Genomic DNA, 15867 nt, shown 5'->3' with positions numbered 1-15867 from the left:
TATTTAAAGTTAAAATATTAAAAAAGAAAGATTGTTATATATATAACGAAAAATCTTTTCTAAGATATGTTTTTATAAAAATATATTAAGTTATCAATTTATCATAATACATGAAATTATTCAAAAAAATTTAAAAAATCAGAAAATAGCGAAAATAAACTTTCTAAGTTAGGATTTTTATATCAAATATTAGAAAAAAATGACTGATATAAGCATATAAAAGCCGTTTTTAAAGAATGAAAGAAAAAAATAGAAAAAATATGATAAAAATTTAACAAAAAAGATTGACAAAAAATAAACAATGAAATACAATGATATTGTAATCAAGTTAAGGAAATTTTATAAATAAAGAAAATAATTTAAAAATTATAAATCTTATTATTTTAGGAGGATTTAAAATGGCTGTAACAAATGCACAAGAATTAACTCAAAGAATCAAAGAATTAAGAGAGGCTCAAAGAAAGTTTGCAACTTATACTCAAGAACAAGTTGACGAGATTTTCAGACAAGCGGCTATAGCAGCAAATGATAATAGAATTAAGTTAGCTAAAATGGCAGTAGCTGAAACTGGAATGGGTATAGTTGAAGATAAGGTTATTAAAAACCACTTTGCAGCTGAATATATATATAATCAATATAAAGATATGAAAACTTGCGGTGTTTTAGAAGAAGACAAAACTTTTGGTATAACAAAAGTAGCTGAACCAATAGGAGTTATAGCTGCAATTGTTCCAACAACAAATCCAACTTCAACAGCAATTTTCAAAACTTTAATAGCTTTAAAAACTAGAAATGCAATTATAATATCACCACATCCAAGAGCTAAGAATGCTACTATTGAAGCAGCTAGAATAGTTTTAGAAGCAGCAGTTAAAGCAGGAGCTCCAGAAGGAATAATTGGATGGATAGACGAACCATCAGTAGAACTATCACAAAATGTTATGAGAGAATCAGATATAATTCTTGCAACAGGTGGTCCAGCTATGGTTAAGGCTGCATATTCATCAGGAAGACCAGCATTAGGAGTTGGAGCAGGAAATACACCAGCAATTATAGATGAGACAGCTCATATAAAAATGGCAGTAAACTCAATATTATTATCTAAGACTTTTGATAATGGTGTTATTTGTGCTTCAGAACAATCATTAGTAGTTTTAGAACAAGTTTACGATGAAGTTAAGAAAGAGTTAAGTGATAGAGGGGCTTATATACTAAAGGGTGAAGAAGTAGATAAGGTTAGAAAAGTAATCTTAAATGAAAAAGGCGGTTTAAATGCAAATATAGTTGGTCAATCAGCTTGTAAGATTGCTGAAATGGCAGGAGTTAAGGTTGAAGCTTCAGCTAAGGTTTTAATAGGGGAAGTAGAATCAGTAGAATTAGAAGAGCCATTTTCACATGAAAAGTTATCACCGATTTTAGCTATGTATAAGGTTAAATCTTATGAAGAAGCTTTAGAAAAAGCAGGCAGATTAATTGAATTAGGTGGTATGGGTCATACATCAATTCTTTACACAGATCAACTTAAGTCAAGAGATAGAATATTACAATTTGGCGAAAAAATGAAAACTGCTAGAACATTAATTAATATGCCAGCATCACAAGGTGCAATAGGTGATATATTTAACTTTAGATTAGCACCATCATTAACTCTTGGATGTGGATCATGGGGAGGAAACTCAGTTTCAGAAAATGTTGGTCCAAAGCATTTAATTAACATCAAGAGTATAGCTGAAAGGAGAGAAAATATGCTTTGGTTTAGAGTTCCAGAAAAAGTTTACTTTAAATATGGTTGTTTACCAATTGCTCTTGAAGAGTTAACTGATATGGGTAAAAAGAAAGCATTTATAGTAACTGATAAAGTATTATTTGATATGGGATATACTAATAAAGTTACAGAAGTTTTAGAAAGAAATGGAATACAATTTAAAATATTCTCAGATGTAGAACCAGACCCAACGCTTAGATGTGCAAAAGCTGGTGCAAAGGAAATGTTAAACTTCAACCCAGATGTTATAATAGCATTAGGTGGTGGTTCAGCAATGGATGCTGCTAAAATTATGTGGGTTATGTATGAACATCCAGAAGTTAACTTCCATGATTTAGCTATGACATTTATGGATATAAGAAAGAGAATATACAAATTCCCTAGAATGGGTGAAAAAGCTATGATGGTTTCAATTGCAACATCAGCTGGAACAGGATCAGAAGTAACACCATTTGCAGTTATTACTGATGAAACTACAGGAGTTAAATACCCACTTGCAGATTACGAGCTAACACCTGATATGGCTATAGTAGATGCTGAACTTATGATGACATCTCCAAAGGGATTAACTGCTTGTGCAGGTATAGACGTATTAGTTCACTCAATAGAAGCATACGTATCAATAATGGCTTCAGAATATACAAATGGATTAGCATTAGAAGCAATTAGATTAGTATTTAAATATTTACCAGATGCTTATGCTGAAGGAACAACTAATGTCAAGGCAAGAGAAAAAATGGCTCATGCGTCATGTATGGCTGGAATGGCGTTCTCAAATGCGTTCCTTGGAATTAACCACTCAATGGCTCATAAATTAGGTGCATTCCATCACTTACCACATGGTATGGCAAACTCATTATTAATGAATGAAGTTATAAGATTTAATGCTACAGATGCACCAACTAAGCAAGCTGCTTTTGCTCAATACAAATATCCAAATGCAGCATGGAGATATGCTAGAATTGCTGATCATCTTGGCTTAGGTGGAAATACTGAAGAAGAAAAGGTGGAACTGTTAATTAAAGCAGTAGAAGAATTACAAGCAAAAGTTAATATGCCAAAGACTATTAAAGAAGCTGGGGTATCAGAAACTAAGTTCTATGCAACTTTAGATGAAATGGTTGAGCAAGCATTTGATGATCAATGTACAGGTGCTAACCCAAGATACCCATTAATGAGCGAATTAAAAGAAATGTATATAAGAGCTTATGAAGGTCCAAAGGCTAAAGAAGTAAAAAAAGAAACTAAGAAAAAATAATAGTTAAAAGTATATAAATTTATCCAAAGCACTCCGAAAGGGGTGCTTTTATTATATTAAATATTATTAATTATTCTTATATATGAAGGATTTTATATAAATTAAGAAGGAAAAGATATTTTTTATAACATAATATATATTAATCTATATAATAAATAGAGAGAAGATTTAAAGAATAATTAATAAACTAAAGAAATAAAATTATATTTTTAAAAGGGTGGATATTAAAATGGTTAATATATTTGGTATAGATGTAAGTGTATGGCAAGGAAATTTTAATTTTAAGCAAGCTTCTGAAGAAGGAGTTAAATTTGCTATTATAAGAGGTGCTTATAACACAAGTAAGGATAGTAGATTTGAAGAATATTATAAAAATGCTAAAGCTATGGGATTAAGTGTTGGAGTTTATCAATATAGCATGGCAACTTCAGTAGAAAAAGCCATAGAAGAAGCTAAATTTTTAGAATCAAATGTTTTAATTAATAAAAAATTTGAACTCCCAATATACTTTGATATAGAAGACAATGTTCATAAGAATTTAAGTGCTAATGAAATTTCTAACATTTCGAAAGGGTGGTTAGACTATCTTGAGGAAAGAGGATTTTTCGTTGGAGTTTATTCAAATAAATATTTTCTTGAAAGTTATATTAATAATGAAATAAGAAGAAGGTATGCAATATGGGTTGCTCAATGGGCAGAAAAATGCACTTATGAAGGTCAATACGGAATGTGGCAATTTGGTGGGGAAACAAATTTAATTAGAAGTAATAAGATTGCTGGAGTGGTTTGTGATCAAAATTATATGTTAGTGGATTATCCTAGTATAATTATAGAAAAAGGTTTTAATGGATATGGAAATTCAAGTGATAATTCAAGTGGTAGTACAAATGAAAATAATAGCACAAGTTCTACTATAACTTATGTTGTTCAACCAGGAGATAATTTATCTTCAATAGCAGTAAAATATGGAACAACTTATCAAGAGATAGCTAGAATAAATGGGATAAGCAATCCCAATTTGATATATCCAGGGCAAGTATTAAAGATAAACTCAACAAAAGAAAATGAAATATATTATACAGTTAAGTCTGGAGATACATTATCTTCAATAGCAGCGAAATATGGAACAACTTATCAAGAAATAGCTAGAATAAATGGGATAAGCAATCCAAATTTAATATATCCAGGACAAGTTATAAAGATAAATTAAAAATAGATATTGGTAAAATTTATTCTAACATCTTATAATTATTTAGTTTTTAAAACTCCTTCGGGAGTTTTCTATTATTTATAGCATTATAAAAATACTTTATTGACAATAGATAGTATAAATGTTATTCTATAAAAAAAGATTACCTTTAATTTAATCCAGAGAGGTTAGTAAGGGAGATAAGAAGTATTATATACTTAGGTTTATTATGTCTTCCTTTAAATAAGGAAGTTTTTTTATGCGTAAAAACCTTTAAATTTAACACAGAGATGTTAACAAGGAGTGATAATTATGAAAAATAAACATTTAATTGATCCAATGGATTTTTCTAAGGAAGAATTAGAAGAAATATTCAATTTAGCTCATCAAATAATAGAAAATCCAAATGAGTATTCACATGTTTGTGATGGAAAGATATTAGCAACACTTTTTTATGAGCCAAGTACTAGAACAAGATTTAGTTTTGAAGCTGCAATGATGAGACTTGGAGGAAAAATTTTAGGCTTTTCTGAGCCAAATTCAAGTTCAACAGCTAAGGGAGAAACTTTAGCAGACACTATTACTATGGTATCTATCTATTCAGATATAATTGCAATGAGGCACCCTATGGAGGGATCAGCGAAACTTGCAAGTATGTATTCAGAAGTTCCAGTAATTAATGCAGGTGATGGTGGACATCAGCACCCAACTCAAACTTTAACAGATCTTTTAACAATAGAATCCTTAAAAAATGGTTTAGAAAATCATACAATTGGAATATGTGGTGATTTAAAAAATGGAAGAACAGTTCATTCATTAATCAAAGCAATGTCAAGATACGAAGGAACAAAATTTATACTTATATCACCAAAGGAATTATCAATTCCTTCATATATTAGAGATGAAGTATTATTAAAAAATAATATTGAATTCAAAGAAGTTGAAAAATTAGAAGATGTAATAGATGAATTAGATATACTTTATATGACTAGAATTCAAAAAGAAAGATTCTTTAATGAAGAAGAGTATTTAAGATTAAAAGATAGTTATATATTAGATGTTGAAAAAATGAATTTAGCAAAAGATGATATGATAGTTCTTCATCCATTACCAAGAGTAAATGAAATTGCTATAGAAGTTGATAAAGATAAGAGAGCATGTTATTTTAAACAAGCTGAATTCGGAATGTATGTAAGAATGGCTCTAATATCAAAACTTTTGGGGGTGCTATAAATGTTAGAAATAACTAGTATAAAAGATGGATTAGTAATAGATCATATAAAAGCTGGAATGGGAATAAAAATATTTAATTATTTAAAGTTAGACAAAGTTAATAGTCAAGTTGCTTTAATTATGAATGTTAAAAGCGAGAAAATGGGAAAAAAAGATATTATTAAAATAGAAAATTCTTCAGAGGTTGACTATACAGTGCTTAGCTTATTATCACCACATTTAACTATAAATGAAGTTAAAGAAGGGGAGATAAGAAGAAAGCTAAAACCAGAATTACCAGAAAAAGTGGTAGAAGTTTTAATATGTAATAATCCAAGATGTATAACTACAGCAGAAAGTTATGTACCTCACACATTTAGTTTAATAAATGAAGATAAAGGAACATACAAATGTGATTACTGTGATAATATTACAAAATTATCAGATTTGTAGACCTAGGAGGTTGAATTATGAATTTGCTTATAAAAAATGCTAGAATTGTGGATAGTTTACAGGATTTCAATGGAGATATTTATATTGAAAATGGGTTAATAAAAGAAGTCGGATTAAATTTAAATATAGAAAATGTAGAAACTATAAACGCAAAAGGCAGTGTAATAATGCCGTCTTTTATAGATACACATGCTCATTTTAGAGAGCCAGGATTAACTTATAAAGAAGATATAGAAACGGGTTCTAGATCAGCTTTAAGAGGAGGGTACACAGGGGTATGCTTAATGGCAAATACTCAGCCTATATGTTCAAATAAAGAAGTTTTAGAAAAGGTTAGAACTAGAGAAAAAGAATTAAAATTAATAGATTTACATCAGTGTGTTTCCGTTACTAAAGGATTTAATGGAAAAGATTTAAGTCACCTAGATAACTTTATAGATGATAAAAGACTTAAAGCAATTTCAGATGATGGTGTAGGGGTGATGGATTCTGAGATAATGTATAATGCTATGCTTAAGGCTAAGGAATATGGATGGGTGATTATGTCCCATGCAGAAGATAAAGGTTTTTCAGAGTTTGATATGAGAATAGCTGAAAATATAATGACTTTAAGAGATTTATATTTAGCAAAAGAAACAGGGGCTAGGCTTCATATGTGCCATGTTAGTACAAAGGAAGCAATTGAATATATTAGAGATGCAAAGAAAAGCTTTAGTAATATAACTTGTGAGGTTACTCCACATCATATATGTCTGACTAAGGATATTAATGATTACAGAGTTAATCCTCCAATAAGAGAAAAAGAAGATGTAAGTGAAGTAATAAAAGCCATTAAAGATGGTGTAGTAGATTGTATAGGAACAGACCATGCACCACATACAAAAGAAGACAAAGAAAAAGGTTCTCCTGGAATGATTGGGCTAGAAACTGCTTTTCCAATTTGTTATACAAGTTTAGTTAAAAGTGGAGAAATAACTTTAAATAAACTAAGTGAGATAATGTCTAGGAATGGAGCTAAAATACTTGGAATGAATAAAGGAATTATTAGCCCAGGTATGGATGGAGATTTAGTAATACTAAATTTGGATAAAAAGATAGTTGTAAATTCAGAGGATTTTCATTCAAAAGCTAAGAATACACCTTTTGAAGGTATGGAGTTTTATGGTGAAGTTCAAATGACTATAAAGTCAGGGAGAATTCTTTATAAGAAGTAGGAGGATAATATGAAAAGTTTTATAATAGATAAGTTATATAAGAGAGTAGAGGAAAGAGGAGTGGTATGCGTAGGTTTAGATACTGCTATTGAATATATACCAAGTCATCTTTTTGAAGGAAGAAGTGAGACAGAAGCTTTAGTTGAATTTAATAAACAAATAATAGATGCAACTATAGATGTGGCTTCTTGTTTTAAAGTTCAAATAGCTTATTATGAAGCTTTAGGATTAAAGGGAATGCTTGCATATAAAGAAACATTAGATTATTTAAAAGCAAAGGATGCAATTATAATTGCAGATATAAAAAGAGGGGACATAGCAGCAACAGCTAAGCAATATGCCAAAGCTCATTTTGAAGGGGATTTTGAAGTTGATTTTATCACTTTAAGTCCTTATATGGGAATGGATAGTATAGAACCTTATATGCCATATATGGAAAAAGGGAATAAGGGAGTTTTTACACTAGTTAGAACTTCAAATCCAGGTGCGGAAGATATAGAAATGTTAAAAGTAGAAGACGGAAGAGATGTTTACAAAGTTGTTGGAGATAAACTAATTGAAATGGGAAGTAAAGTGTCTGGAGACTGTGGTTATTCAAGTATAGGTGGAGTAATAGGATGTACTCATGTTGAAGAGGGAATTGAGATAAGAAAAAGATTTAAAAATATGTTCTTTTTAATACCTGGATATGGAGCTCAAGGTGGAAAAGCAGAAGATGTAGCTTTATATTTAAACAATGGAAATGGCGGAGTTGTTAATTCTTCAAGAGCTATACTTTTAGCTTATAAAAAGCAAGAAGGAAGAGAAAAAGAATTTGCAGCATGTGCAAGAGAAGAAGCTATTAGAATGAGAGATGAAATAAAAGCTGCAGTGGATAGTCTATAGGAGGAGAGCTAATGAAGATGGCTTATACTAAATCAAAAGTTATATCAAATGAGAATATAGTTCCTGGAATATACAAAATGGTTGTAGAGGATAACAATGAAGTAAGAGCTGGACAATTTTACATGTTAAAATTAAATGGACAAACTCTACTTCCAAGACCTATTAGTGTATGTGAAAAAAATGAAGGGACTATAACTTTCTTATATGCTGTAGTTGGAAATGGTACTAAAGAATATGTAGACCTTAAAAAAGGAGATTACATAAATCTTACAGGCCCCTTAGGTAATGGATTTAATGTTTATGAGGACCTTGGTAAAGTAGCATTAGTTTCAGGGGGAATCGGCACAGCGCCCATGTTAGAGGTGGCTAAAAAGCTAAGAGAAAATAATAAGGATTCAAAAATAGACTTATATGCAGGATTTAGAGATGATATTTATTTAATAGATGAAATAAAGGAATATGCTGATAATACATATGTAACTACTAACACTGGAAAGCATGGACATAAGGGATTTGTAACTGATATTCTTAAAGTAGAAGAATATGAAACAGTTCTTTGTTGTGGACCAGAGATAATGATGAAAAAAGTAATAGATATGTGTAAAGAGAAGAATGTAAAAATTTATGTATCTATGGAAAAGCATATGGCTTGTGGAGTAGGTGCTTGTTTAGTATGTACTTGCAAGACTAAGGATGGTAATAAGAGAACTTGTAAAGATGGTCCAGTTTTTGATGGATATTATGTTGAGCTTTAAAATCAAGGGAGGAAATTAAAATGTTAAAGGTAAATATAAATGGAGTAGAATTTAAAAATCCAGTAATAGCTGCCTCAGGAACCTTTGGATTTGGAGCAGAATATAATAATTTTTATGATGTAGGAATATTAGGTGGAATATCCTCAAAAGGACTTACCTTAAATCCTAAGGAAGGTAATGATGGAATTAGAGTTTATGAGACACCATCAGGAATGATGAATTCAGTAGGATTACAAAACCCAGGAATAGATAAGTTTATATCTGAAGAACTTCCAAGAATGAAAACTTTAGGAACTAACATTATTGCAAATGTTGGTGGAGGTTGCATGGAAGATTATGAAGAAGCTATAGAAAAATTAAGAGGAACTGACATTGATATGATAGAGCTTAACATATCATGCCCTAATGTTAAATCAGGTGGAATGGCTTTTGGAATAAAGTCTAATGTAGCTTATGATGTAGTTTCTAAAATAAAGAAAATAGCTGATAAGCCTTTAATGGTTAAATTATCCCCAAATGCAGAAGATATAGTTAGAATGGCTATAAGCTGTGAAGAAGCAGGAGCTGATTCTATATCTTTAATAAATACATTAAAGGGCTTTGCAATAGACCCTTATAAAAGAAAGCCTGTATTTAATAATATGTATGCAGGAGTTTCAGGTCCAGCTGTTAAACCTATAGCCCTTAGGATGGTTCATGAAGTATCAAAAGCTGTTAATATACCTGTAATAGGGTTAGGTGGTATTTCGAATGGACAAGATGCAATAGAGTTTATGATGGCAGGCGCTTCAGCAATTCAAATAGGAACTATAAACTTTATTAACCCTATGGCTGGTAAAGAAATTATTAATGAAATGGAAGCATTCTGTATATCACAAGGTATCAAGGATATAAATGAAATAGTAGGATGCATAAGATAATTAATAGTAAGTAATGTAGAAATAGTAAAAAGTATATTATAAAGGCTGTCTTAGACAGCTTTTTTTATTATACCAGTAATTGATAAAAGCAATACATTATATATAACTATTTCTTAAGAAAATTTTAAGAAATAGCTTTATATTGTTTGGCAAATAAGGTAGAATATATAATGAACAATAATATAATAAAATCATTGTATGAATAGAACTTTAGAGTTTTATTAATATAGTAGTTAAGGAGGATACAATGAGAATAAAAAAAGCAAGTATAGTTTTTAGTGTAGTTATTATAGTATTGTTATTACTTATAGGACTTATAGTAAGTAATATACTAAATAGAGGCACAAAGGAAGTAAAAGTTGCAAAGAACTTTATTTCAGATTTATATGATAGTGGAGTAATAGAAGAAAATAAAGAAATAAAAAATGAAGTTGTTAAAGAAGAAGCTTTAAATAAAGCCTCTAACGAAAATTCTAAAATAAAATATTCTGTAATAGTTGGAGATTATGCAGTTAGTATAGATAAGGATTATAATATATTAGGTTTTTTAAATAAAAGTATAGAGGATGCTAATACTAGATCAAATTATATTAAAGAAGATGATGCAATATATCTGGCAAAATCATATTTATCTAAAATTACTAAAGACGATTGTAAGTTTAAAGAAATTAGAGTTCAAGAAGGGGTAGCTAGTCCAGTATATAATATAATATTTTATAAATATAGAGATGGTTATCCATATTACACACAGGAAATAAATACGTTAATTAATAAAATTACAGGAAAATTAGAAGGTTATACTAATTATCCTATAAATGATATGAAATATATTGAAAAAATCAACATTGATGAAGAAGAAGCAACTAATATTTTAAAGGATAATTTTAAAAGATTAAAGTTAGATATAACTTTAGTAGAAGAACCAATGTTAGGATATGTTAATATTTCAGATAAAGAAATGGTACTAGCATATATATTTAACATAAAAATAAATAATGATAATAAAGAAGAAAATAAAAAAGATACTTGTATTTCATTAGTAAGAGCCGATACAGGCGAAATAGTTAATTACAATTTAGAAGCAGTAGCAAGAAAATAATAAAGAGCTGTCATTAGGCAGCTCTTTTAATATTACCATTCTGTTACTTCATTATCTAATTCTGAGATTGAGGATGCATTAAAGATTGGGTCTTTGATGCCTTTTCTTTTCTGAGATTTATAATCTTCTAAAGCTTTAAAGGCTACTTTACTTAATAAAACTATAGCTATTAAGTTAATAATTGCCATTAATCCCATAAATACATCAGCTAAATTCCACACAAGATCCATGCTTACTAATGATCCAAAGAAAACCATAAATCCAACAAAGACTCTATATATATTTAAGTAAATCTTTTTAGTAGTTATAAATTGAATATTAGCTTCACCATAATAGTAATTTCCAACTATTGAACTAAAAGCAAAAAGTAATATACAGATAGATATAAATATTCCACCCCATGATCCAACTTGGTTAATTAAAGCTAATTGAGTAAGTTCAATACCTTTGACTGAGGCATCTAGTGGAACATTAGATAATAGAATAATAAATGCTGTACAGCTACAAATTATTAATGTATCAGTGAAAACACCGAGAGTTTGAATAAATCCTTGTTTAACTGGGTGGGACACTGTTGCAGTAGCAGCTGCATTTGGTGCAGAACCCATACCAGCTTCATTAGAAAATAATCCTCTTTTTATACCTTGCATTAAGGCAGCTCCAATTCCACCACCTACAACTTGATGTACTCCAAAAGCATTTTCAAAAATCATTTTAAGTACATTAGGTAATAAGCTAATATTTTTGAAAACTATAAATAAAGCAACAACTATATATGCAATAGCCATAATAGGAACAAGAACTGATGAAACCTTTGCTATTCTATTTACTCCACCGAATATAATAACTAAAGTTAATATAGTTATAATAGAACCAATTACCATTTTATTAAAGCCAAAAGAGCTATTTAAGGAAAGTGCAATTGTATTGGCTTGGACAGAGTTAAATACTAATCCAAAAGCTATAGTTATTAGTACTGCAAATAGTACTCCCATCCATCTTTTTTTAAGCCCTTTTTCCATGTAATATGCAGGCCCACCAATAAAGTTATCTCCATCTTTTTGTTTATAAACTTGTGCTAAGGTAGATTCAATAAAGCTTGATGCGGAACCTATTAAAGCTATTAACCACATCCAAAATATAGCGCCAGGTCCACCAATAGAGATAGCAGTAGCTATTCCTGCAAGATTACCAGTTCCAACTCTTGAAGCTGTACTGATACAAAAAGCTTGAAAGGATGAAACTGAATTAGTATCTTTATCACCGGTTGCTCCATCAGATAATAATCTAAACATTTCTTTAATATTTTTAAACTGAACAAACTTTGTTTTAAAAGTAAAGTAAAGGCCAATTATTATTAGCATTGCTATTAAGATATAAGTCCATAATACGTCATTAAATGCGAGTATTGCATTATTTATATATTCCATAAAATTAGTCCTCCTTGTCATTAGTTATATTTTTATAAAAAATATAATATATTAAAATCAAAAAAAATGCAAGAAAAAAGTAATTATATTTCATATATTGTTAAAAAGAACCGATTTTTATATGTTGAAACTACATATATTGAATAATGTTTAAATATATTATTCATATTTTAAAATGAAAAATGAGAGCAATTTGCTCTCATTTTTTTATTATTAATCTTCAGCATCTTCTGTTGGATTTTCCACAGTAGGGGAATCATTACCATTACCAGTACCATTACCAGTACTGCTTTCTAATTCTATTATAATAGTATCACCTTTTTTAGCTTTATCAGAAGATAAACTCTTGATTTTTCTATTTGTAGATTCATTATTCTTAATATTCACAGTAACACCTTTAGATTTTAGTATATTTACTGCTTCATCAGCATTACTTCCTATAGTAATACCTAAATCTGATAACTTAAATTCTTCATTTTTTACAACTGCTTTTGTATCATCTTTTTCAGTTGGAAGAACATATTTATAATCAGCAGCATCCTTAGATGCATTTTCTTTCTTTATAAATACCCTTTCTTCTATTAAATCTTTTGGAGTATTTTCAGTAGCTAATTTATTATTATTTTTATTTACTTTAGCTGTTACGTGAACATCACATACTCCTGAAGGTTCTGTTCCAGATATAAACATTTCTGTATAAACTCTAGAGCCTCTTTGGTCTTTTGTACAAAGATCTGTAGCTCTTTTGCCTGAATCCTTACAAATTGCAACTGTAGTAACTCCACCAGGGTTTCCATCAAATTCCTTATATTCTAGATTGGCATGAATAGGAGCCATCATAGCACCCCATAATGATGCTGCAGATGAACTATAGCTTGCACCTCCCATTGGATCATGGTTATCATATCCAATCCAAACAGCTCCTGAATAATAAGGTGTTAATCCAGCAAATAAGAAATCTGTAACACGACTAGTAGTCCCTGTTTTACCTATAACAGGCATATTAGGAAGCTTTGCTAAAGCTCCATCAAAGGTTAAAGGTCCCTTTAACAAGTCTCTCATTATATAAGCTGTTTGTGGTGAAAAAATTTGCTCTTGGTTAGGTTTCTTTTCTAATAAAACTTTTCCATTAGCATCTACAACTTTAGTATATAGCATAGGTTCAGTGTATAATCCATTATTTCCAAATGTACCAAAGGCAGAAGCTAATATAAATGGATTTCCGCCATCAATGGTACCGTCACTGTTTGTACCAGTAAACTCACCTAATGATAAAACTGATATAGTTTTTGAATCTGGGCCATAAATTAGTCCTAATTTTTCTCCATAAGATAATCCGTTTTCAACCCCAAGTTTATCTTCAACCATAACAGTAGGTACGTTTTTAGATAATGCAAGTGCTTCTCTAACTGTAATATATCCATCAGATTTAAAATTCCAGTTTTGAGGATTATAATTATTATATTTAGCCCTAATTGAAGCAGGTAATAAAGCATCATCAAAAACTGTTCCAGCAGTTACTGCTTTTGTATCTATAGCAGGTCCATAAACTGTTAATGGTTTAGTAGTAGAACCTATGGATCTTAATGCATCATAAGCTCTATTAGTTGATCTTGCAGGTTGTTCACCTCTACCACCTACTAATACTTTAACTTCACCTGTTCTATAATCCATAATTGCAGCAGCAGCTTGAAGTGCTGGAGTTCCATTTTCATCAGTTACTTCTGGATTTGCATATATATCAAGTTGCTTTATACTATTTCTATCATCTAAAACAGCTTGAGTAGAATCTTGCATTTCTCTATCCATAGTAGTATATATTTTAAGACCACCTGTAGAGAAAAGCCTATCTACATCTTCATCAGTGTATTTATATGTCTCTTTTAAGTCATTTCTTACTTGTTCTAATGCTGGGTAAACAAACCATTCATAATTTATTTTATAAGTAACAACTGTTTGAGAAAATGCAAATTGATTTGCATCAACAAAAGCATATGCTTCATCATATTCCTCTTGAGTTATTTTACCTAAGTCCCTCATTTTCATAAGAACAGTTTTAGTTCTATCTAAGTAAATAGTTGGATCCTCAATATTATCTGGATTATATGGACTGTATGCTGAAGGTGCTTGAGTTAAACCTGCTATAAAAGCTGATTCTGGTAAATTCAAATCTTTTGCACTTTTATCAAAGAAATATTTAGCAGCAGCTTCAACACCATAAATCTTACCACCTAAAGGAATAGTATTTAAGTATGCTTTTAAAATTTCATCCTTTGAAAGTTTATTCTCTAAACTTATAGAAAGATAAATTTCTCTAATTTTTCTTTCTATCTTAACATCATTAGTTAATAAGGTGTTCTTTATTAATTGTTGTGTTAAAGTAGAACCACCTTGAATATTTCCTTTACCAGTAAAGAAATAAATTGCAGATCTAAAGGCAGATCCTAAAGTTCTCTTTATATCTATACCATTATGTTTATAAAAACGCTCATCTTCTATTGATATATAAGCATCCTTAAGATAGTCAGACATTTCATCTAAACCTATTTTATATCTTTCTTCGTTGGTTGGTAGGTTATCAATATATTCCCCTTTACTATCATAGAGCATAGAAGGTTCATTTAAACTTAAAACCGCATTTACATCTAGAGGCGGAGTGCTTTTTATTATTGCAAATACATAACCAAGTCCAACTACAAAGCATAGAAGGCCTGCTATTAGTATTCCAAGAAATGTACCTTTCAAAATTTTCTTATATTTAGGTTGATTTTTATTCTTTTTATTTTTTTTGCTATTGTTCTTATTTTTCTTAACATTAGCTTGGCTTTTTTCTGTTCTAGAAGTGTCTTTATTAGCCATTTGTTCCTCCCTTATAATTTATAATTATTTAATGGTGTAGAATAAATAATATAGTATATTATAGCATATTTATATAAAGAGTAAAATAATAACTCTAGAAGGTGCCCATGAAGTATTATACAAAAAAATCCAAAATACGATTTCAATTAAAACACCCTAAGATTATAATGGTTATTATTGCCATTTTTGTATTATTTAATTCTATTCTGTACTTTTTTAATAAAAATATTTTACCAGCTGTATTATCTATAGGAGAAGAAAGCCTAAGAAGAGAAGCTACAACTATAATTAATGAAACTGCTTTAGATATTTATTCAAAAGATTTCAATTATAATGATATTATAGTTACGGAAAAAGATAATGAAGGAAATATTACTATGCTTAGGGCAGATACTGTTAAACTTAATTATCTAGCATCAAAATTAATTTTGGCTTCAAATAATAAAATAAGTGATTTAGAAGCAGTTGGGTTAAAGGTGCCATTAGGTTATATGACTAAAAATTTTGTATTTTATAACTTAGGACCAAAGATTAATATTAAAATGACACAAGTTGGAAACATTACAAGTAGTTATGAATCTGTATTTGAAAGTGCTGGAATTAATCAAACAAGACATAAAATATATCTTAATGTAAATATGAAGATGAAAATAATAGTCCCTTTAAACAGTAAAGATGTAGAAATAGTTTCTCAGATTCCAATTTCAGAAACTATTATAGTTGGAAAAATACCGAACACTGCTATAGAACTTAATAAGCAATGAAATTTAAAGGATTAAAAATGAAGAATAAAGGAAAAACTCCCGAAAGGGAGTTTTAAAATTCTTT

General features: G+C 29.6%; 12 protein-coding genes. 10 read left to right on the top strand and 2 right to left on the bottom strand.

From position 1 onward, the window contains the following. Positions 1 to 398 precede the first annotated feature (398 nt). The 9 genes from adhE (at position 399) to BN6774_RS12230 (ending at position 10750) form a co-directional block, all read left to right on the top strand. Positions 399 to 3023 carry a bifunctional acetaldehyde-CoA/alcohol dehydrogenase gene (gene adhE, locus BN6774_RS12270; RefSeq protein WP_066894146.1) on the top strand — a complete coding sequence of 875 codons (2625 nt, stop codon included), beginning with the start codon at positions 399 to 401 and terminating at the stop codon, positions 3021 to 3023. Between the two features lie 229 nt (positions 3024 to 3252). Further along, positions 3253 to 4233 carry a LysM peptidoglycan-binding domain-containing protein gene (locus BN6774_RS12265; RefSeq protein WP_066894143.1) on the top strand — a complete coding sequence of 327 codons (981 nt, stop codon included), beginning with the start codon at positions 3253 to 3255 and terminating at the stop codon, positions 4231 to 4233. 288 nt (positions 4234 to 4521) lie between these two features. Next, positions 4522 to 5445, top strand: a complete 924-nt coding sequence (pyrB, locus tag BN6774_RS12260; protein WP_207644598.1) for an aspartate carbamoyltransferase — start codon at positions 4522 to 4524, stop codon at positions 5443 to 5445. Then, positions 5446 to 5877 (top strand): aspartate carbamoyltransferase regulatory subunit, encoded by a 432-nt coding sequence (locus tag BN6774_RS12255; protein ID WP_066894140.1) that lies wholly within the window; start codon positions 5446 to 5448, stop codon positions 5875 to 5877. A gap of 17 nt (positions 5878 to 5894) precedes the next feature. Then, positions 5895 to 7091 (top strand): dihydroorotase, encoded by a 1197-nt coding sequence (locus tag BN6774_RS12250; protein WP_066894137.1) that lies wholly within the window; start codon positions 5895 to 5897, stop codon positions 7089 to 7091. Positions 7092 to 7100: 9 nt separating this feature from the next. Beyond that, a complete protein-coding gene (pyrF, locus tag BN6774_RS12245) occupies positions 7101 to 7976 on the top strand; it encodes an orotidine-5'-phosphate decarboxylase (protein ID WP_066894134.1) in 876 nt (291 codons plus the stop codon). A gap of 11 nt (positions 7977 to 7987) precedes the next feature. After that, the gene (locus BN6774_RS12240; protein ID WP_066894131.1) at positions 7988 to 8731 is read left to right on the top strand and encodes a dihydroorotate dehydrogenase electron transfer subunit; all 744 of its coding nucleotides are present in this window, start codon (positions 7988 to 7990) and stop codon (positions 8729 to 8731) included. A gap of 20 nt (positions 8732 to 8751) precedes the next feature. Then, complete coding sequence (locus BN6774_RS12235) at positions 8752 to 9651, top strand: dihydroorotate dehydrogenase (protein WP_066894128.1); 900 nt, start codon at positions 8752 to 8754, stop codon at positions 9649 to 9651. 247 nt (positions 9652 to 9898) lie between these two features. After that, positions 9899 to 10750, top strand: coding sequence for a hypothetical protein (locus BN6774_RS12230; protein WP_066894125.1), 852 nt, complete (start codon positions 9899 to 9901; stop codon positions 10748 to 10750). Positions 10751 to 10782: 32 nt separating this feature from the next. Here the strand turns inward: BN6774_RS12230 and BN6774_RS12225 are convergent, their stop codons facing one another. Then, positions 10783 to 12180, bottom strand: coding sequence for an alanine/glycine:cation symporter family protein (locus BN6774_RS12225; protein ID WP_066894122.1), 1398 nt, complete (start codon positions 12178 to 12180; stop codon positions 10783 to 10785). A 213-nt stretch (positions 12181 to 12393) separates the two neighbouring features. Continuing rightward, positions 12394 to 15039, bottom strand: a complete 2646-nt coding sequence (locus BN6774_RS12220; RefSeq protein WP_066894119.1) for a transglycosylase domain-containing protein — start codon at positions 15037 to 15039, stop codon at positions 12394 to 12396. Between the two features lie 107 nt (positions 15040 to 15146). Between BN6774_RS12220 and yunB the strand changes: the two genes are divergently transcribed. Further along, positions 15147 to 15803, top strand: coding sequence for a sporulation protein YunB (gene yunB, locus BN6774_RS12215; RefSeq protein WP_066894116.1), 657 nt, complete (start codon positions 15147 to 15149; stop codon positions 15801 to 15803). Positions 15804 to 15867 lie beyond the last annotated feature (64 nt).

It is taken from the genome of Clostridium nigeriense (assembly GCF_900086595.1).
GTDB classification, from domain to species: domain Bacteria; phylum Bacillota; class Clostridia; order Clostridiales; family Clostridiaceae; genus Clostridium; species Clostridium nigeriense.
This window is presented reverse-complemented; position numbering and strand designations above follow the sequence as displayed.